Below are 17616 nucleotides of genomic sequence, written 5' to 3'. Positions count from 1 at the left end.
ATAGTAGTTTACATCAGAACAAAGCCGCTCGTCACCTCCGCCCAGCCCCTAAATCCCGACCTCGGCGGGTTCTTTCCCCACAAAACGACATAATATTGCATTTTTATCACATCGTTAGCTTGAATTCCTAACGGAGCCCTGGATGCCGGCCGAACGGGAGTGGCGCGATCCCGAAGAGATTTGTATGACGTGCGCATGCGTCACCTGATCATTGAAGAACCTTTCTCCCGCCCGGCCAGATGGTCTCCGAGGGTGGCGTGGTTTTCGCTCGTCGTTTGCCTCATCGCCGCGCTGATGATCCGGTTCGGATTCATTGGCTATGACGAAGGTTTCGTGGTCCTGGCAGCCGGGATCGCCTTGGCAGCGCTGGCGGTGCTGTTTTCGCTGATCGCCTTCGTCCGGATCTGGCAGGAGGGGCGACAAGGCCTTGGTGGGGCCATCAAGGGGATGCTGATCGCCGCGCTGGTGCTGGCCTATCCGGCCCTCATGGGCTTCAAGGCCGCAACTCTGCCGGTGATCAACGACATTTCCACCGATACGGAGAATCCGCCGGCCTTCTCACGCTCGCGCGTCGCGCTGGAGGCGCGCGGGGGGCGCGTCCCGCCGGATGTTTCGCCTGACGTTCGGGAGGCCCAGCGGCAGGCCTATGTGCTGATCGCCCCCCTGACCCTCGATATCGGACCGGTGGAGGCTTTTGCGCTGGTGCAGAAAGCCGCCGCCGATCTCGGCTGGCAGGTCATCGAAGCGCTGCCGCCGGGCGGACGCCAGGGGGCAGGAAGGCTCGAAGCGATCGATCGGACCTTCGCGCTGAAACTCCCCGACGACATCACCGTCCGGATCCGCCCCCGGGCCGACGGCAGCCGGATCGATATCCGTTCGGCCTCGCGCCTAGGACGGCATGATTTGGGCGGCAACGCCCGGCGTATCCGCGCCTTCCTCGAGGAAACCTCGAACCTGGCGCTCGCCGGGGGATAAGGGGCCGCCGCGCGCCTTGACATGATCACCGTTCCGCCCGATACTTAACCCCATGGTTAAGTATCAAGAGCCCTCGCTGGATCGCACCTTCTCGGCGCTGGCCGACCCGACCCGACGCGCTTTGCTCGCTCGTCTCTCGGAGCGGGATGGCCTCTCGGTGAGCGAGTTGGCGCGGCCCTTTCCGGTGTCGCTTCCCGCCATCATGAAGCATCTCGATGTGCTGTCCGACGCGGGATTGATCAGCCGCGCCAAGACCGGCCGCATCGTTGCCTGCCAGTTGTCCGCAGGCCCCATGGAAGAGGCGCTCGAATGGCTCAATCGGTACCAGGGATTCTGGTCCGGCACCCTCGATCGTCTGGCGGCTTTTGTGGAGGAAGAGACATGCCCAACCGAACGCACCCGGTCCCCCTCGAAGGCTCGGGGCGAATCCTAGGCCGGGACGGAGGCGAGGTCGCGAGCAAAGCTGCGACGCAACCGAGCCTCATGCTCAAGCGTCGCCTGAACACGACACCCGCCCAAGCCTTCGCGGCCTGGACCGAGCCGACGAAGATCGCACGGTGGTTCGGACCTGAGAATTGCAACGTCCATCACGCCGAGAGCGATCCGCGGATCGGCGGTCGCTTCCGCGTCATCATGCGCGAGGATGCAGGCGAGGAACACGACGTCAGCGGCGTCTACCGTGAGATCGTCCCGAACGAGAAACTGGTCTTCTCCTGGGCGTGGCGCAGCACGCTCGAGCGTGAATCCCTCGTTACCGTGCTGCTGCGTCCCGACGGCGACGGCACGATGCTCACGCTCATTCACGAGCGCTTCTTCGACGAGGCCGCTCGCGATGGCCACAAGGATGGCTGGACCGGTACGCTCAATAAACTCGAGCGCTTCTTCGCGTAGCTCTGAAACCCCTTTGGCACGAAAGACAGAGGAGCCCAAACATGGATCAGTTCAAGCACAACGAGCACGACGTTCCCCTCGACCAGCACAAGGTCGTCTCGCCCGACGAATGGGTCGCGGCACGCAAGGCCTTGCTCGCCCGCGAGAAGATGCACACGCGGGCCGGCGACGAATTGAACCGCCAGCGGCGCGCGCTTCCGTGGGTGAGGATCGACAAGACCTATCTGTTCGATACGCCGAGCGGCAAGAAAACGCTCGCGGAACTCTTCGAAGGGCGCAGCCAGCTCATCGTCTATCACTTCATGTTCGGGCCCGGATGGGAAGAAGGCTGTGGTGGCTGCTCGTTCCTCTCCGACCACATCGACGGCGCAAACCTTCACCTGGCGCATCACGATGTGAAAATGCTCGCCGTCTCGCGCGCTCCGCTGGCGGAATTGCTGCCGTTCAAGAAGCGCATGGGCTGGGCGTTCGACTGGGTGTCGTCGTTCGGAAGCGATTTCAATTACGACTTCCACGTCTCTGCCACGCAGGACGAGATCGCCAATGGCAAGACCTACTACAATTACGAGATGACCGAAGGTGCGCCCGGCGGAGAACTGCCCGGCATCAGCGTGTTCTTCAAGAACAGCACAGGAGAGATCTTCCACACGTACTCATCCTACGGACGCGGCGGCGATATCCTCATCGGCGCGCATAATTACCTCGATCTCACGCCGAAAGGTCGCAACGAACACGAGATCATGGATTGGGTCAGACATCACGACCGCTACGAGGACCAGCCGAGCGTCGCAAAGCCCGACGAGACGCCGCTCCCGGGCGGGACCTGCTGCGGCTGATGCGGGACTTGTCGAGGGTGCGCGATCCCGGTCGCGCACCTCAACCCGGCACTGTCGCCCTGACTGCCCAGGCCCTCGTCTTCAGGTGGATTGACCCGTCGTCGCTGCGCGGCAGCGCTTCATGCAGTCTGTCTCTCAATCTCTGTCGGGCGTCAGGATCGAGACTTGCGCAATATCCCGGCGCCGGACCTCCACCGAGCGTGAAGGGGCGCCAATAATCCTCGAAATCCTTGAACACCGTCGGTACTTCGATCGCGATGGAATCGATCGAGGTCAGTCCCGCTCGCTTGGCGAGATCGGTCAAGCCATCCTGCGTGCAGAACGGAAAACGCCTGCCTTCCATGAGATCCATCGCGCCAGGGTCCAGCGCGGTCGCGGCATTCCAGAAGGCGCGCATGAATTCCACGCCTCCGCCTGGATAATCCCAGACATAGAACCCGACCCGCGCGGCGATCCTCCCGACCCGCTTCATCTCGGCGAGGGCCTTTTCCCGGTCGGGTACAAAATTCAACACGAGGGAGGACACGATCACGTCCATGCTGGCCGTGTCCGCCGGGAGAGCCTGGGCGTCGCCGACCTGAAAACGGGCGCGCGCGTCCGGCACGTTTTCGCGGGCCTTTTTCAGGAATCCTTCCGACGGATCGATGGCGAGCAGGCTTTTCGGTTCGCATTGCGCGAGAATGGCCGACGACAGAGCGCCGGTGCCGCAACCGATCTCCAGCCAATCGAGGCCAGCCGGGGCATCGAGCCAGTCGAGGAAGCGCGGCGCGATCTGCCGGCTCCAACGCCCCATGTAAAAATCATAGGGCTCGCCGGCCTGCCAGGCGTCGTGACGGGATGTCTCAGCCATCGGCCGCTCCTCGCGTTGTCGCGCGGAGCAGGATACTCCGGCGGCGGTCGGATTCACAGAAGCCAGTCAGGCAAGCCTGTACCGGCTCTCGAGCGAGGGCACGGTGTCGGCGATGACTTCGCCGCGCGTCACCAGATCCTCCAGATGCGCGAAGACCGAGAGGCCGGCTGCATTGATCAGGGCGGGTTTCAGGTTCTGATAGATGGCGGCCACAATGGCCGGAATGGTCGTATCGCCGGCCGCGAGACGGTTCAGAATCGAGGCCTCGCGCTGCCGGCGATGGTGAGCGAGCGCCCGGACGAAGCGCTGCGGATCGAGCACGGGCCCGCCATGGCCCGGCCAGTAGAGGGACTCGTCGCGCCCGCGAAGTTTGTCCAGCGACGCCATGTAGTCGCTCATGGCGCCATCCGGAGGCGCGACGACGGAGGTCGACCACGCCATCACGTGATCTCCCGAGAACAGGGCTGCTTCTTCGTCGAGGGTGAAGGCGAGGTGATTGGCCATGTGGCCGGGCGTCGTGAGTGCCCCGAGCGTCCAGCCGCGGCCCGCCACGGCATCGCCGTCCGTCATTTCCCAATCGGGCGCGTATTCCTTATCGGAACTGGCTTCGAGGAGATTGATTTCTCCGAGCGCAAGGACCCGCGCGCTACGATGCATTCCACACCCGACAAGGGTCGCGCCGGTGGCGGCCTTGACGGCCCGGGCGGCCGGCGAATGGTCCTTGTGCGTGTGGGTCACGAGAACATGCGTCACCGTCTCGCCGCGGACTGCGTGAAGGAGCGCGTCCACATGCTCCGGCAGATCGGGGCCCGGGTCGATGATCGCCACATGGCCGTTTCCCACAATGTAGCTGCAGGTGCCGGTGAAGGTGATCGGCCCGGCATTGTTTGCCACCACGCGCCGCACGAGCGGGCTCAGCCGCACGCATTCGCCCGAACGAGCCGGGGGGCTGACGTCGAAGGTGAGTTCATCTGACATCCGATATCCTCGCGGGTGGCGGAGTAAAAAACCAGCCCGCTCGATGCGGGGGGCATGAATTGCGAAAACCGCAGCGCTTTGGCGTGCGCAGGATCGACGATGAAAATGGCGCCCCCGGCAATGGCGCTGGGCACGACGCTTCCTGACGCCATGCCTGTACCGCGTGCGACGGCGGGATGGCGAAATTCGGGCGGCGGTTGCGGCTTGAGCCGTGCCGCGCGCGTCCCTATAAGGTCTGCCACTTCCCCGCCGACGGGGACGATCAACCTTCGGAGATTTCTCGATGTCGACAGGCGCTGCGGCACTCTCAACCCCATCAACCCTGGTGGGCCGTCTCTGGCCGGCCCGGAGCGATGTCCGTCTCGCGGCTCTTCGCGCCGTGATCCTGTTGGCCGTGGGCTCCGCCCTCCTGACCGTGTCGGCGAAAGTGCAGGTTCCGCTTCCTTTCGTGCCCATGACGATGCAGACCCTCGTGGTGTTGCTGATCGGCGCCACATACGGCTGGCGCCTCGGCAGCGCGACGGTGGCGCTGTACCTTCTGGAGGGTGCGCTGGGTCTGCCGGTTTTTGCCAATACCCCGCCGATGATCGCCGGTCCGGCCTATTTCGCCGGCCCGACGGGCGGCTTCCTGGTCGGCTTTCTCGCCGCGGCTTTCGTAATGGGTGTCATGGCGGAGCGCGGTTGGGACCGGTCGCTGCTGCGTGTCGCGGTGATGATGACCCTCGGACACGCGGTGATTCTCCTGGCGGGCTTTGGCTGGCTCTCCGTGCTGCTTCCAGTGGCGAAGGCGTGGAGCGTCGGCATCGCGCCGTTCATCGCCGCGACGGTCGTCAAGACCGCGCTTGCGGTTGCTTTGATGCAGGCGGCCTGGACGATCACGCGCCGGGGCAGCCCTTCCGCCTGAGCGCTTCCGAGCGATCTTGAAAAAAAAGCCGCCCGAGGGCGGCTTTTTGTTGTGAGGATAGGCCGTATCAGTGGGCGTGATGCTTGCGCAGATTGTCGAAACTCCACGCCCCGCCGCCGGCTGCTACCAGATACAAGAACACGAAGCAGAACAGAATCGCCGCGTCACCTCCGTTGAGCACCGGGAAAGCGCTTCGCGGGGCGTGGGCGATCCAGTAGGCGAAGGCCATCAGGCCGGACAGCACGAACGCGACCGGCCGCGTAAACAAGCCCACCGCGAGAAGCGCGCCGCCGACCAGCTCCAGAACCCCCGCGATCCACGGCATGGTGAGCATGGCCGGACCGCCATTGGGCGACGCAGGGAAGCCGAGGAGCTTTTGTGTTCCGTGGGCCATGAAGATCAGCGCCGAGACGGTCCTCAGCACACTGAGCAGGCGTGGCGCCCAGACCACATTGAGGTGAGCAGCATTCATCAGGTTGACTCCATTACGCATGGGAAAAATGAGGGATGAGGCGCAGGCACGAGCCGCGCCGGGCACCTCTAACGCGCGTGGAGGCCGGGAACCAGCGGTCCGGCCAATCGGGGCGGTCACGAATTGATTACTGCCGACCGGAATCAAACGCTCTTATGCATCGCGCGAAACCGCACGCCCGGGCCTTGTTCGCCGGAATCGAGAAGAATGACACCGGCCTCCTGAAGGGCCCTCACGACGGATTCCTCGGTGGTGCGGTGCAATTCGTGCCGCCGGCACTCGAAATCGCGCACGGTGCTGCGCGCCACGCCAGCCCGTTCGGCCAGTTGTTCCTGGGTCCAGTCGAGCAGCCCGCGGGCGGCCCGACATTGCTCCGGTAGCAGATTCACCGTCAAACCCCTTGCGTCGAGGGGGGTAAGTCAACCATAAAGGGTGACATTGCGCAATCGTCGGAGGCCGTGCGCCCGAACTTTCCGGAAGGTGAACCCAAAACGATGTCGAATGACATAATTCTGATTGTCATCATCGCAGCACCGTTTGCCGCAAGCCTCCTTGCGGCGTTTCTTCCGCTGAAGGCTCACAATTCCGCAGCGCTGTTGGCCGGCGCAACGGCGCTGGTCGGCGCCATCCTGTCGATCCTGCTCTATCCGGCGGTCGCCGGAGGCGAGGTGATCCGGCTCGTGGTGCCCTGGATGCCCAGCCTCGGGCTCGATTTCACACTCCGCCTGGACGGCTTCTCGTGGCTCTTCACCGTTCTGGTGACGGTGATCGGCTTCCTGGTCGTCCTCTACGCGCGCTACTACATGTCGCCGGACGATCCGGTTCCGCGCTTCTTCTCGTTCTTTCTGGCCTTCATGGGCGCGATGCTGGGCATCGTCTTGTCCGGCAATCTCATCCAGCTGGTGTTCTTCTGGGAACTCACCAGCCTGTTCTCGTTCCTGCTCATCGGCTATTGGCATCACAGCGGAACAGCGCGCGACGGTGCGCGCATGGCCCTCACGGTCACGGCCGCCGGTGGGCTGTGCCTGTTTTTCGGAATCCTGCTGCTCGGCCACATCGTCGGCAGCTACGACCTCGATCGCGTGCTCGCATCCGGCCGGGCGATCAGGACCAGCCCGCTCTATCTGCCGACACTGATTCTCATCCTCCTCGGCGCGCTGACGAAAAGCGCACAATTTCCGTTCCATTTCTGGCTTCCCCACGCCATGTCGGCGCCGACGCCGGTCTCCGCGTTCCTGCACTCGGCCACCATGGTGAAGGCGGGCGTATTTCTCCTCATCCGCTTGTGGCCGGTATTGGCGGGCACCGATGCGTGGTTCAATCTGGTGGTATCGGCGGGGGCGAGCACACTCCTTCTGGGCGCCTACGCGGCGATTTTTCAGCACGACCTCAAAGGGCTGCTTGCCTATTCGACCATCAGCCATCTGGGACTGATCACGTTGCTTCTCGGCCTCGGATCTCCACTCGCTGCGGTGGCGGCGATCTTCCACACCATCAACCACGCCACTTTCAAGGCGTCCTTGTTCATGGCGGCAGGAATCATCGATCACGAGGCCGGGACACGCGATATCCGGCGTCTCAGCGGGCTCTATCGTTTCATGCCCATCACCGCGACGCTCGCCATGGTGGCGGCCGCCGCCATGGCCGGCGTGCCGTTGCTCAACGGTTTTCTGTCGAAGGAAATGTTCTTCGCGGAGGCGGCCGAGAATCACGTCAACACGATTCTCGATCACTCACTCCCCTACATCGCAACGCTCGCGGGCATGTTCAGCGTGGCGTATTCGCTGCGCTTCATTCACGGTGTTTTTTTCGGGCCGCCGCCGAAGGACCTCCCCCGCACGCCCCACGAACCGCCGCACTGGATGCGCTTTCCGGTGGAGTTCCTGGTTCTCGCCTGCGTGGTGGTCGGCACAATTCCATCCTTGACGATCGGCCCGTTCCTGGCCTCCGCGGTGCGGGCCGTTCTGGGCCCGGAGACCCCGGCCTACAGCCTCGCGGTCTGGCACGGCTTCACCCTGCCGCTGCTGATGAGCGTGATCGCACTGATCGGCGGCGTCGTGCTTTATCACAGCCTGCAGACCTATCTTGCGAGCGGCGTCGAGGGTCCGCCTTTCGTCCGGCGCTTCAAGGGACAGCGCATCTTCGAGAACATCATCGTCACCCTGTCGTGGCGGTGGGCGAGGGCGCTCGAGCGCCGGCTCGGGACACAGCGCCTGCAGCCGCAATTGCGCCTGCTCGTGGGTGTGGCGCTGCTCGCCGCTTTCTGGCCGCTCTACAGCCAGGGACTCCTGGCGGGTTTGAAGCCAGCAAGTCCCTTCGACCTGACATTCCTGCTGCTCTGGATGATCGGTGGCGTGTGCGCCGTGGGCGCAGCCTATCAGGCAAAATATCAACGGCTTGCATCGCTGATCCTGATGAGCGGCGCCGGATTGATGACCTGCGTGACCTTCGTGTGGCTGTCCGCCCCCGACCTCGCCGCGACCCAGCTGCTGGTTGAGATCGTCACCACGGTGTTGATTCTTCTCGGTCTGCGATGGCTGCCCAAACGCGTGTTCGAAAGCGGCGACGCCGCTGTCATGACGTTCGATGCCAGGACGCGGCGCGTCCGCGATCTTTCTCTCGCGATCGCGGCGGGAAGCGGAATCGCGCTGGTGGTGTATGCGGTGATGACGCGGCCGCTGCCAGAAACGATCTCGCGCTTTTTCGTCGAGAAGGCCTATTCGGAAGGCGGCGGACGCAACGTGGTCAATGTCATCCTGGTGGATTTCCGGGGCTTCGACACCCTTGGCGAAATCGTCGTCCTGGCGATCGTGGCGCTCACCGTCTATGCCTTGCTGCGCCGGTTCCGCCCGGCACCCGAGAGCGTGGCCAAGCCCGAGCAGCAGCAGCTCCAGAACGCCTATGACGACGCGCGTCCCGAGCGCGAAACAGGCGATACGGTCTCGGATTATCTCTTCGTTCCGTCGGTGCTCATGACGTGGCTGTTTCCCGTCATCATCGTCTTTGCCGCCTATCTGTTCATGCGGGGACATGATCTTCCGGGCGGCGGATTCGTTGCCGGCGTCACCATGTCGATCGGCTTCATCCTGCAATACATGGCCGGCGGCACGCGGTGGGTCGAGGCGCATCTCGACATCCGGCCGATCCGCTGGATGAGTGTCGGCCTGCTTCTCGCCTCCGCGACCGGGATGGCCGCGTGGGCCTTCGGCTACCCGTTCCTCACGTCGCATTCACGCTATGTCGACCTGCCGGTGGTCGGGACCATACCTTTGGCCAGCGCGGTCCTGTTCGATTTCGGGGTCTTTTCGGTGGTCATGGGAGCGACGGTTCTGACCTTGATCGCGATTGCCCACCAATCCATCCGCCGGCCACGTCCGCCGCGACGGTCCGCTCCCGCATACGGGATCGAGACGAAGGGCATGGGCTGATGGAAATCGTTCTTGCCCTCGCCATCGGCGTCATGACGGGCTCGGGCGTCTGGCTGTTGCTGCGCCCGCGCACCTTTCAGGTGATCGTCGGCCTGTCGCTGCTCTCTTATGCGGTCAATCTCTTCATCTTCGCCATGGGCCGCCTGCGCACCAACGCCCCGCCAGTCCTTCAAGGAACCGGATTGCCCGATCCGTCCCTCTACACCGACCCGATTCCTCAAGCGCTGGTCCTCACGGCCATCGTCATCAGCTTTGCCATGACGGCGCTGTTTCTCGTCGTGCTTCTCGCCGCGCGCGGTTTGACCGGCACCGACCACGTGGATGGGCGTGAGGACAGCCGATGACCGGATGGATGGACCACCTGATCGTCATGCCGATCCTTCTCCCGCTCGTCGTCGGCATGGTGATGCTGCTGATCGAGGAGCGACACCGCGCCGTCAAGGCGACGATCAGCATGGCCACGACCTTCGCGCTGCTTCTCATCTCCGTGCTGTTGATGAGGATGGCCAACGCGCAGGCGCCTGCCGGAGCCGATGCCGTGGCGGTCTATCAGCTCGGCAACTGGCAGGCGCCTTTCGGGATCGTTCTCGTGGTGGACCGCCTGTCCGCGCTCATGCTCGCGGTCACGAGCCTGCTCGCCTGCGCGGCGCTGGCCTTCTCGCTCGCCCGCTGGCATCGGGTTGGCCAGCGCTTCCATGTGCTGTTTCAATTGCTCCTCGTGGGGCTGAACGGCGCCTTCCTGACGGGCGATCTGTTCAACCTGTTTGTCTTCTTCGAGGTGCTGCTCGCGGCGTCCTATGGTCTCGTCCTGTACGGTGCCGGAACCGTGCGGGTTAAGGCGGGCCTTGCCTATATCGCCATCAACCTCACGGCCTCGTCGCTGTTTCTCATCGGTGTGAGCCTCATCTATGGCGTGACGGGCACGCTCAACATGGCCGACCTTGCCATGCGAATTCCCAACGTCTCGGCGGATGACGGGATGCTGCTCGAGGCGGGCGCGGCACTTCTCGGGGTCGCCTTTCTGGTCAAGGCCGGCATGTGGCCTCTGGGCTTCTGGCTTCCCACGACCTATGCGGCCGCGGGCGCGCCGGTCGCAGCGATCTTCGGCGTGATGACGAAGATGGGCGTGTACGCGATCCTGCGTCTCTCGACCTTGCTGTTCGGCGAAAGCGCGGGCGCGTTCGCGTTGTTCGGCCGCGACTGGTTGCTGCTGGGGGGCATCGCCACGCTTGCCTTTGCAACCATCGGGGTCCTTGCCTCACAGAGCCTGTCGCGCCTTGCCGGCTACAGCGTCCTTGTGTCGGCCGGTACGCTGCTGGCGGCGATCGGCACGGGGCAAAATGTGGTGATGGGCGGCGCGCTGTTCTATCTGGTCAGTTCGACGCTCACCATCGGCGCCTTCTTCCTGTTGATCGAGCTGGTCGAGCGCCTGCGCGACCCGGGCGCGGACGTGCTGGCCGTCACCATGGAGGTGTATGGCGACATCGATGAGGACGACCTCGACGAAGAGCAGGAGGTCGGCATCGCCATTCCCGCGACGATCGCCATCCTGGGCGGGAGTTTCGTCGGCTGTGCGCTGCTGCTCGCCGGCCTGCCGCCCCTGTCCGGCTTCGTCGCAAAATTCGCCATGCTGGCCGGCATGCTCAATTCCGGACCCGCCTCCATGCCGGACATCGGAATCGCGCCCTCGGCCTGGGTTCTGGCGGCATTGCTCCTTCTGTCGGGGCTGGCGGCGCTGATTGCGCTGACTCGGTCGGGCATCACGACTTTTTGGGCCAGGATGGAAACGGCGATCCCCCGGGTGCGATTGATCGAGGTTCTGCCGATCGCGACGCTGCTGCTCTTTTGCCTCGGATTAAGCATTCTGGCCGGCCCTGCGATGCGCTACATGGAGGCGACCGTTCAGGCGCTCCAGAACCCGCCCATCTACGCGCATTCCGTGCTGGGCGTGCCACCGGTCCCCGAGCCGAAGGGGGAGGGCGCCTTATGAGCCGCTTCCTGCCCTTTCCATTGCTGTCGGCAGCGCTGCTGGTGCTGTGGCTGCTGCTGAACCAGAGCCTTTCGGCGGGCCATCTGATTCTTGGCGCCATCATCGCCGTCGGCGCCGCATGGACTCTCGCGGCTCTGCGGCCGCCGCCGCCTCGGATCCGCCGCCCGGCTGCGATTTTTAAGCTCGCGTCTTATGTGGTGGCGGACATCCTGCGGTCGAATGTGGCGGTCGCGTCGATCATCCTTTTTCGCCGCGAACCGGGGAAAAATGCCGGGTTCATGACGATTCCCCTCGACCTGCGCGACCGCTACGGACTGACGGTGCTGGCTTGCATCGTCACGTCGACGCCGGGGACGATCTGGGTGAATTACGACCCGGCGAAAGGCGTTCTGCTGATCCATGTCCTCGATCTCGTGGACGAAGAGGCCTGGGTTCGGACCATCAAGCATCGTTACGAACGGTTGCTGCTGGAGATCTTTCAATGAGCGCGAACATCCTCATCTGGAGCGTCGCCGTCGCGCAGGTGCTGCTGTGTCTCGCAGCGGGCTGCGCCATGGTTCGCCTCGTCAGGGGACCGCGCGCGCAAGACCGCGTGCTCGGACTGGACACGCTGTACGTCAACGCCATGCTGCTGCTGGTGACCTTCGGCATTCGCACCGGCAGCACTCTTTATTTCGAGGCGGCGCTCATCATCGCGCTGCTGGGTTTCGTCAGCACGGTGGCGATCGCCAAATTCCTCATGCGCGGAGAGGTGATCGAATGATGCACGCATCGGACCTGCCCGTCTGGGCTGCGCTCTTGACCGCTTTCTTCCTGCTTCTCGGCTCGGTCGTGACACTCATCGGCTCGGTCGGCCTGTTGCGGCTGGAAAGTTTCTACCATCGCGTCCACGCCCCGACGCTCGGCACGACCTTCGGCATGGTGGCGGTTCTCGCCGCCTCGATCACCTACTTTTCGGTGCTCGGTTCGCGCGTGGCGGTGCATGAGATCCTGATCGCCGTGTTCGTGACGCTGACGACGCCGGTGACGCTCATGCTTCTCGCCCGCGCGGCGCTTCATCGGGATCGGACGGAGGGGAGCGACGAAGTGCCGGTCGTGGACGCCATGTCGGATGTCAACGAGGGAAGGTCGACCTGAGAGCAACGCAGACCGCGTGGTGATAGATTTCCGAAATCGACTGAGATCAAAGTCTAGCGCTTTATGGCAAAGCACCCGAATTGAATCGTGTCTCTGTTGGGTTCGTGAGGGGTTTCACGAACAATCTCAAACCCGAGATTTTCGACCAGGCGGCGGAAGGCCGAGACATCACGAGTAATGTCCGTATGGCCGTGGTCATGCCCTTCAGTGTGGTAGATGTCGCTCCAGAGGAGAAGCGCGCAACCGGGCGCAGCATAGGAAGCGATGTTCGAAAGGATAAGATACGGCTCGGCGCAATGATCGAGGCAGTTCCTGCAGACGATTGCGCCATCGACAGCCCCTTTCAGGTCTTCATGAAAGACCTCCGCTGGGGTTGAAAATCGAGCGATTCCATCCCACCAACTTCTCCCGAACATGGCGGTGACCGCATCGTCATAGGCATCGGCCAACGGATCAATTACATTCCGTTTCCCGGCCCAAGGCCACATGGCGGGCATTGGAACAGGCCCACTGCCGACATCAAGAACGGATCGGTTCTCGAGGCTGCTTGCGAAGTCATTCCAGTTCTTCGCATCTCCACCAAAAAATTGTTTCAAAAGAAGCTCATGTACCTCACGAGCCGCCCCTGCGCCTTTGTCAACAAGGGGCCAGACCCAATCGGCGTTTTCTCGGACCCAGCGGAGCGTATGTTCCATTTCATATTTCTGAGCTTGCTGGTGGTCGAATTGCTGCGTGGCTCGCAGGGGATTACCAGCCGCCTTTTCGTCCCGCGAATTGAGAGACGCCGTCGCGGTGGCGAGTTCCACCTTAAGGGCGGCATTCTCCCTCAAAGCCCGATCTCGTTGCGTATGAAGAGCGTCAATTCTCCGCAGTAGCCGGGAGGAATATGGCAGACGCCGGGCAATCGAAATGACGAGTGGGTGGGTCATAAATAGGCACAATCGCGATTGGGGCGCGGAGCGCCGAATCATTACTTCTTCCCTAACGTAATTTCATAGACCGAACAATGCCCGCCAACGGTAGCGCTCGAGGGCTGAAGCCGCCAAGTTACTTGGCGGCGAACGCGCTGAGCGCAGCCGCCAATAAGTCTCTCACTCGTTCCTGGTGCCGTTTGGACAGGTCGACGCGCATCTTGCGTCGCTTTTTGAAAAATACGCTTACGGTCTCGCCTGTTCGAAACGCCTTGATATCGCTGTAGGCTGCGAAAGTAGCCGAAACGTCGACTTCGGTCTCCCTGTTCCAGATAATGAAGTGCTCGTCCCGCACATCGAAGTTCCACTGGTGGAACCCTTGGTAGTTCTCCGTCTCCGCTTCGTTCCGGTTGTGAACAAGGCCAAGTCGACCGCCCATTTTTGTCACCAGCAGCATTTCCTCGATTCCTCGCACAGGATCGAACGAGTGGTCGAGTGCGTTCTGGCAATGGACGATATCAAACGACTCGAGCGGGAAGTAAGCTGTCAGATCTTCCGCTGATCCTTGCTGGGTCTCAATAGGTCGCTTTACACGGTAGCGTTTGGCAAATTCGGCATAGAAAGGGGCAAGCGGGTCAACAGCGGTTATGTTGAGGGGCAGGCCCCGGTAGTAGGGTGCAAGGACAGAGATCGGCCCGGCGCCGACATCCAAAATTCTCAGCGACCAAGGCTTTGGAACACGGCCGAATAGACGGATCAGGACTCGAATCAGGCGTGGTGGGGCAGAACGAGGGTTAAGAAACCACGCTTCTGCCTCCCTGGTACGCTGAACCCGTCGCGCGTAATCCTCTGGCCATTCGCGGCCTTTGGTCCGAAACCAACTGTCCCAAAAATCGAGTTCGAAGGCTATACCCTTCAGCCACGAAGAGAATTGTCGGTCGAGTGCTGGCATAGTTTCCTCTCACGGCGGAGTCGCCAGCGGTGTAGCGACCTTTCAATCGCAATGAAAGGTCGCCGGTGCGCACCCGCCCCACCCGCAGTCGTCGTTATATATTTGCTTCGCGGTGTGCGCCTGGGCCCTTCTCGCGGAAGCTTATTCGGCGCTCCCGTGCGAAACGGATGCGGAGGCGCGTGACAATCGCCGGTTGCGTGAATGCGCTCCAAGGTCAAACGGGAGGGATTGGGAGGACGGACGTTTGGGCCGTATCTGTCGGCCGGCCCCTCTGGCATGGGGCTAAGTAATGGTCGGAGTGATAGGATTTGAACCTACGACCCCCACGTCCCGAACGTGGTGCGCTACCAGACTGCGCTACACTCCGACATTCTCAAATCATCGGGAAGGCCGGACTTATAACCGGCGGCGGGGTGCCCCGCAAGCACAGAATGGCGCATTCGGCGATATCGGATTGTCCCTCAGATGCCGGTTGCCAGCGGCGGTCGCGACGATTAAGAACAGCCGCACCGCGCAAGGCATTGGGGCGTCGCCAAGTGGTAAGGCAGCGGTTTTTGGTACCGCCATTCCCAGGTTCGAATCCTGGCGCCCCAGCCAGCATGACTGGCTTGAGAATTCTGGCCGACTGCGGCCTTCTCGAATGCCACTATCTCCTTTCATACGGCCCGAGGTTGCCCCTGAGCCCGTCGCGGATGCCCTGGAGGATGAGCCGGAATCGCGTCGCGCGCTCGCCGGCGAAGAGCGGGTACAGGAGCAGAAACCCAAGGCTGCGGCTGATAAAATATAGCCTCCACGCCCAGGGCGTGTAGCACCGCCGTGCGAGCCAAAGTGCATTTCTGACCCAGTAATAGTTGCGGATGGGTGCGTGGACAGCGATCCGCCGGAATCCCACATGGAGCGTACCGGCACCGAGGCGATGGTCGACCACGGCTCTCGGTGAGATGAAACTGCCGAATCCGGCCGCCCGCGCCCGAAAGCACCACTCCGTGTCGACGACGTCGACGAAAAGCGCCTCGTTGAAGTCCCCGACCTTGTCGAGGACGTCGAGGGGAAGCAACGACCCGGAAGCGATGATGAAGTCCGTCGCAACGGGATCGACCTGCTCTCCAAGGGGGATACGTCGGATGAGAATGCCGTCCGCCCGGTAGGCCCGCGTTCGCTTCTTGCTGTTGATCTCATGGTAGGCTGGGCCGATGGCGGCGGCCTTGTCGAGATTTTGGAGCTGTCGCGACAGATCGGCAACCACCGTTTGTCCCAGCACGGTGTCCTGGTCGAGGAGCAACACGTGCGAAAATCCCCCGCGGCGTGCGCGTCGGACCCCCTCGTTCTGCGCCGCGGCGATCCCCCGGTTGTGATCGTAACCGTGGAAATCGGCCCGCATCGCAGCAGTGAGGGTGGCGATCTCCTGGGCGTTGTCCGATCCGTTGTCCACGACAACAAGACCACCGACTTGGGGACGAACCGCGTTGAGGACGGTCGCGAGGAGGTCCATGTCCGGCTGGTAGGTGACCACGACGGCCAGGACAGGCATCTCACTTCTCCAAGCCGAATGCGGCGCCGATCCGGTCGACTAAAGCAATCCTTGGAAGCCGGCAAGCAATCGATCCGCGGGCGCGTCCAGCCATGCCGAGGCAGGACTGATCGGCAGCCTTGCATTCGCCGACGCGGAGAGTGCCAGAACGGAAATTGGCTCGTGGCTTCAACGGCTTGCGCCCCGATTTCGGGACCAGCCGCCATCCAGGATAAAGTTGTCGTAAGGGTTGCTGCACGCCGTCAGAGCGGGTATAGCGGCGGCCAGTCAGGTTCGCCGATTGCAAGCCGCCGTTCCAAGTCGGCCATCGCCTCGGAGATCAAACCCTGCACAACGTCTAGCTCATCCAGCGGAGACTGGGAACAGATCGGTCCAGGAAGGTCAGCCGGGATTTCCTATGAATCAAGATGCCCTTGTCAAAAAACTGAACGAGAAAACGGCTGTCATCGGGATCGTCGGGCTTGGCTATGTCGGGCTTCCCCTGTCGTTGCGGTATGCCGAGACCGGCTACAAGGTCATCGGGTTCGATGTCGACCAGAACAAGGTCGACCGGCTGAACAGGGGCCAGACCTATATTGAGCATATCGCGTCGGAGGGCATCGCCAAGGCTCTGGAGGGCGGCTTCGCAGCCACCTCCGATCTTTCCCAAGCCCGCGACGTCGACGCGCTGATCCTTTGCGTTCCGACCCCTCTTTCCAAGTATCGCGAGCCGGATCTCAGCTACGTGCTGAACACGGTCGACGCGTTGGTGCCGCATCTGCGCGCCGGTCAGATCATCTCGCTCGAAAGCACAACTTATCCCGGGACGACCGAGGAGGAGCTGAAACCCCGCATCGAGTCGGCCGGGTTCACTGTGGGCGAAGACATTTTTCTCGTCTTCTCGCCCGAGCGCGAGGATCCGGGCAATGCCAAGTTCAGCACCCGCACCATTCCCAAGGTCTGCGGCGGCGTCACGTCCGCCTGCCTCAGGGCCGGTATCGCGCTCTACGACCAGGTGATCGACACGGTCGTGCCAGTGAGTTCCACCCAAGCGGCCGAACTGACGAAGCTTCTGGAAAACATTCACCGGGCGGTCAATATCGGCCTCGTCAACGAGATGAAGATCATTGCCGACCGCATGGGGATCGACATCCACGAGGTCATCCGCGCCGCCGCCACAAAGCCGTTCGGCTTCGTGCCCTATTATCCCGGTCCCGGCCTTGGCGGGCACTGCATCCCGATTGATCCTTTCTACTTGACCTGGAAAGCCCGCGAATACGGCCTTCACACGCGATTCATCGAGCTCGCCGGCGAAATCAACAGCACGATGCCCGATTGGGTGATCCAGAAGATCACGGACGCTCTCAATGCCCGCGGGAAGTCGATCAAGGGCAGCCGCATCCTCGTTCTCGGAATTGCCTACAAGAAAAACGTCGATGACATGCGCGAATCCCCCTCCGTCGAGCTCATGAGTCTGCTTCGGGCCAAGGGCGCGGACGTCGCCTATAGCGATCCCCATGTCCCAAAATTTCCGAAGATGCGCCGCTACGCGTTCCATCTCGACAGTGTTGAACCCACCGAGAAGGAGCTTGCAGGCTACGATCTCGTGCTGCTCGCAACCGACCATGATCGCTTCGACTACGATGCAATCGAGAGGCACGCGAAGCTCATTGTCGATACACGCGGGCGATATCTCGGCGTGCGCAGCAATGTGGTGAAGGCATAGTCTGCAGACGTGACCATATTCAGGATGATGACTAGTCAATTGGTCCTCGGGAGTCG

General features: G+C 62.5%; 19 protein-coding genes and 2 tRNA genes. 13 read left to right on the top strand and 8 right to left on the bottom strand.

All coding sequences use genetic code 11. The features are described from left to right. Positions 1-195 precede the first annotated feature (195 nt). Genes AC1DVM_RS04550 through AC1DVM_RS04535 form a run of 4 tightly spaced genes read left to right on the top strand, consistent with a single transcriptional unit; the run spans position 196 to position 2702 of the window. Positions 196-975, top strand: a complete 780-nt coding sequence (locus AC1DVM_RS04550) for a DUF1499 domain-containing protein (RefSeq protein ID WP_477252396.1) — start codon at positions 196-198, stop codon at positions 973-975. Positions 976-1027: 52 nt separating this feature from the next. Further along, positions 1028-1408, top strand: a complete 381-nt coding sequence (locus AC1DVM_RS04545; RefSeq protein WP_477252394.1) for an ArsR/SmtB family transcription factor — start codon at positions 1028-1030, stop codon at positions 1406-1408. Positions 1409-1458: 50 nt separating this feature from the next. Next, complete coding sequence (locus AC1DVM_RS04540) at positions 1459-1866, top strand: SRPBCC family protein (RefSeq protein WP_477252392.1); 408 nt, start codon at positions 1459-1461, stop codon at positions 1864-1866. Between the two features lie 41 nt (positions 1867-1907). Next, complete coding sequence (locus tag AC1DVM_RS04535) at positions 1908-2702, top strand: DUF899 domain-containing protein (protein WP_477252391.1); 795 nt, start codon at positions 1908-1910, stop codon at positions 2700-2702. 40 nt (positions 2703-2742) lie between these two features. Here the strand turns inward: AC1DVM_RS04535 and AC1DVM_RS04530 are convergent, their stop codons facing one another. Beyond that, on the bottom strand, positions 2743-3552 hold the full coding sequence (locus AC1DVM_RS04530) for a class I SAM-dependent methyltransferase (RefSeq protein ID WP_477252389.1): 810 nt from the start codon (positions 3550-3552) through the stop codon (positions 2743-2745). Between the two features lie 66 nt (positions 3553-3618). Next, complete coding sequence (locus tag AC1DVM_RS04525) at positions 3619-4530, bottom strand: MBL fold metallo-hydrolase (protein WP_477252388.1); 912 nt, start codon at positions 4528-4530, stop codon at positions 3619-3621. A 283-nt stretch (positions 4531-4813) separates the two neighbouring features. On the opposite strand from AC1DVM_RS04525, the gene AC1DVM_RS04520 reads away from it, so the two are divergent. After that, positions 4814-5434: a biotin transporter BioY gene (locus AC1DVM_RS04520; RefSeq protein WP_477252386.1), complete on the top strand. Its 621-nt coding sequence runs from the start codon at positions 4814-4816 to the stop codon at positions 5432-5434. Positions 5435-5501: 67 nt separating this feature from the next. On the opposite strand, the gene AC1DVM_RS04515 is transcribed toward AC1DVM_RS04520, so the two are convergent. Together AC1DVM_RS04515 and AC1DVM_RS04510 are read right to left on the bottom strand one after the other, a co-directional pair. Then, positions 5502-5906: a DoxX family protein gene (locus AC1DVM_RS04515; protein WP_477252385.1), complete on the bottom strand. Its 405-nt coding sequence runs from the start codon at positions 5904-5906 to the stop codon at positions 5502-5504. 143 nt (positions 5907-6049) lie between these two features. Beyond that, on the bottom strand, positions 6050-6295 hold the full coding sequence (locus AC1DVM_RS04510) for a helix-turn-helix domain-containing protein (protein WP_477252383.1): 246 nt from the start codon (positions 6293-6295) through the stop codon (positions 6050-6052). A gap of 105 nt (positions 6296-6400) precedes the next feature. Between AC1DVM_RS04510 and AC1DVM_RS04505 the strand changes: the two genes are divergently transcribed. Genes AC1DVM_RS04505 through mnhG form a run of 6 tightly spaced genes read left to right on the top strand, consistent with a single transcriptional unit; the run spans position 6401 to position 12461 of the window. Then, positions 6401-9334, top strand: coding sequence for a monovalent cation/H+ antiporter subunit A (locus AC1DVM_RS04505; protein WP_477252381.1), 2934 nt, complete (start codon positions 6401-6403; stop codon positions 9332-9334). Further along, the gene (locus AC1DVM_RS04500; RefSeq protein WP_477252379.1) at positions 9334-9678 is read left to right on the top strand and encodes a Na+/H+ antiporter subunit C; all 345 of its coding nucleotides are present in this window, start codon (positions 9334-9336) and stop codon (positions 9676-9678) included. Before AC1DVM_RS04505 ends, AC1DVM_RS04500 begins: the two co-directional genes overlap by 1 nt. Then, positions 9675-11324, top strand: coding sequence for a monovalent cation/H+ antiporter subunit D (locus AC1DVM_RS04495; protein WP_477252378.1), 1650 nt, complete (start codon positions 9675-9677; stop codon positions 11322-11324). Before AC1DVM_RS04500 ends, AC1DVM_RS04495 begins: the two co-directional genes overlap by 4 nt. Beyond that, on the top strand, positions 11321-11809 hold the full coding sequence (locus AC1DVM_RS04490) for a Na+/H+ antiporter subunit E (protein ID WP_477252376.1): 489 nt from the start codon (positions 11321-11323) through the stop codon (positions 11807-11809). Before AC1DVM_RS04495 ends, AC1DVM_RS04490 begins: the two co-directional genes overlap by 4 nt. Then, entirely contained in the window at positions 11806-12087 is a 282-nt protein-coding gene (locus AC1DVM_RS04485; RefSeq protein ID WP_477252375.1) for a K+/H+ antiporter subunit F, read from the top strand. The genes AC1DVM_RS04490 and AC1DVM_RS04485 overlap by 4 nt, the downstream gene beginning before the upstream one ends. After that, on the top strand, positions 12084-12461 hold the full coding sequence (gene mnhG, locus AC1DVM_RS04480) for a monovalent cation/H(+) antiporter subunit G (RefSeq protein WP_477252374.1): 378 nt from the start codon (positions 12084-12086) through the stop codon (positions 12459-12461). Before AC1DVM_RS04485 ends, mnhG begins: the two co-directional genes overlap by 4 nt. Before the next feature lie 53 nt (positions 12462-12514). Here the strand turns inward: mnhG and AC1DVM_RS04475 are convergent, their stop codons facing one another. From AC1DVM_RS04475 to AC1DVM_RS04465, 3 genes are all read right to left on the bottom strand, one after another. Beyond that, positions 12515-13267: a hypothetical protein gene (locus AC1DVM_RS04475; RefSeq protein ID WP_477252373.1), complete on the bottom strand. Its 753-nt coding sequence runs from the start codon at positions 13265-13267 to the stop codon at positions 12515-12517. Between the two features lie 241 nt (positions 13268-13508). Further along, entirely contained in the window at positions 13509-14324 is an 816-nt protein-coding gene (locus AC1DVM_RS04470) for a class I SAM-dependent methyltransferase (RefSeq protein ID WP_477252372.1), read from the bottom strand. Between the two features lie 290 nt (positions 14325-14614). Beyond that, positions 14615-14691: transfer RNA gene (locus tag AC1DVM_RS04465), tRNA-Pro, on the bottom strand. Positions 14692-14846: 155 nt separating this feature from the next. Between AC1DVM_RS04465 and AC1DVM_RS04460 the strand changes: the two genes are divergently transcribed. Next, positions 14847-14921 (top strand) — tRNA-Gln (locus AC1DVM_RS04460). A gap of 49 nt (positions 14922-14970) precedes the next feature. Here the strand turns inward: AC1DVM_RS04460 and AC1DVM_RS04455 are convergent. After that, on the bottom strand, positions 14971-15855 hold the full coding sequence (locus AC1DVM_RS04455; protein WP_477252371.1) for a glycosyltransferase family 2 protein: 885 nt from the start codon (positions 15853-15855) through the stop codon (positions 14971-14973). 397 nt (positions 15856-16252) lie between these two features. On the opposite strand from AC1DVM_RS04455, the gene AC1DVM_RS04450 reads away from it, so the two are divergent. Next, the gene (locus tag AC1DVM_RS04450) at positions 16253-17560 is read left to right on the top strand and encodes a nucleotide sugar dehydrogenase (RefSeq protein WP_477252370.1); all 1308 of its coding nucleotides are present in this window, start codon (positions 16253-16255) and stop codon (positions 17558-17560) included. Positions 17561-17616: the final 56 nt, after the last annotated feature.

This window comes from Microvirga sp. P4_A5 (assembly GCF_056402495.1).
This window is presented reverse-complemented; position numbering and strand designations above follow the sequence as displayed.

Coding starts and splice junctions, on each gene's coding strand:
- AC1DVM_RS04550 (WP_477252396.1), top strand. CDS start 196: ATGCGTCACCTGATCATTGAAGAACCTTTCTCCCGCCCGGCCAGATGG.
- AC1DVM_RS04485 (WP_477252375.1), top strand. CDS start 11,806: ATGAGCGCGAACATCCTCATCTGGAGCGTCGCCGTCGCGCAGGTGCTG.
- mnhG (WP_477252374.1), top strand. CDS start 12,084: ATGATGCACGCATCGGACCTGCCCGTCTGGGCTGCGCTCTTGACCGCT.
- AC1DVM_RS04515 (WP_477252385.1), bottom strand. CDS start 5,906: ATGAATGCTGCTCACCTCAATGTGGTCTGGGCGCCACGCCTGCTCAGT.
- AC1DVM_RS04540 (WP_477252392.1), top strand. CDS start 1,459: ATGCTCAAGCGTCGCCTGAACACGACACCCGCCCAAGCCTTCGCGGCC.
- AC1DVM_RS04500 (WP_477252379.1), top strand. CDS start 9,334: ATGGAAATCGTTCTTGCCCTCGCCATCGGCGTCATGACGGGCTCGGGC.
- AC1DVM_RS04490 (WP_477252376.1), top strand. CDS start 11,321: ATGAGCCGCTTCCTGCCCTTTCCATTGCTGTCGGCAGCGCTGCTGGTG.
- AC1DVM_RS04470 (WP_477252372.1), bottom strand. CDS start 14,324: ATGCCAGCACTCGACCGACAATTCTCTTCGTGGCTGAAGGGTATAGCC.
- AC1DVM_RS04455 (WP_477252371.1), bottom strand. CDS start 15,855: ATGCCTGTCCTGGCCGTCGTGGTCACCTACCAGCCGGACATGGACCTC.
- AC1DVM_RS04450 (WP_477252370.1), top strand. CDS start 16,253: ATGAATCAAGATGCCCTTGTCAAAAAACTGAACGAGAAAACGGCTGTC.
- AC1DVM_RS04545 (WP_477252394.1), top strand. CDS start 1,028: ATGGTTAAGTATCAAGAGCCCTCGCTGGATCGCACCTTCTCGGCGCTG.
- AC1DVM_RS04495 (WP_477252378.1), top strand. CDS start 9,675: ATGACCGGATGGATGGACCACCTGATCGTCATGCCGATCCTTCTCCCG.
- AC1DVM_RS04530 (WP_477252389.1), bottom strand. CDS start 3,552: ATGGCTGAGACATCCCGTCACGACGCCTGGCAGGCCGGCGAGCCCTAT.
- AC1DVM_RS04505 (WP_477252381.1), top strand. CDS start 6,401: ATGTCGAATGACATAATTCTGATTGTCATCATCGCAGCACCGTTTGCC.
- AC1DVM_RS04520 (WP_477252386.1), top strand. CDS start 4,814: ATGTCGACAGGCGCTGCGGCACTCTCAACCCCATCAACCCTGGTGGGC.
- AC1DVM_RS04535 (WP_477252391.1), top strand. CDS start 1,908: ATGGATCAGTTCAAGCACAACGAGCACGACGTTCCCCTCGACCAGCAC.
- AC1DVM_RS04525 (WP_477252388.1), bottom strand. CDS start 4,530: ATGTCAGATGAACTCACCTTCGACGTCAGCCCCCCGGCTCGTTCGGGC.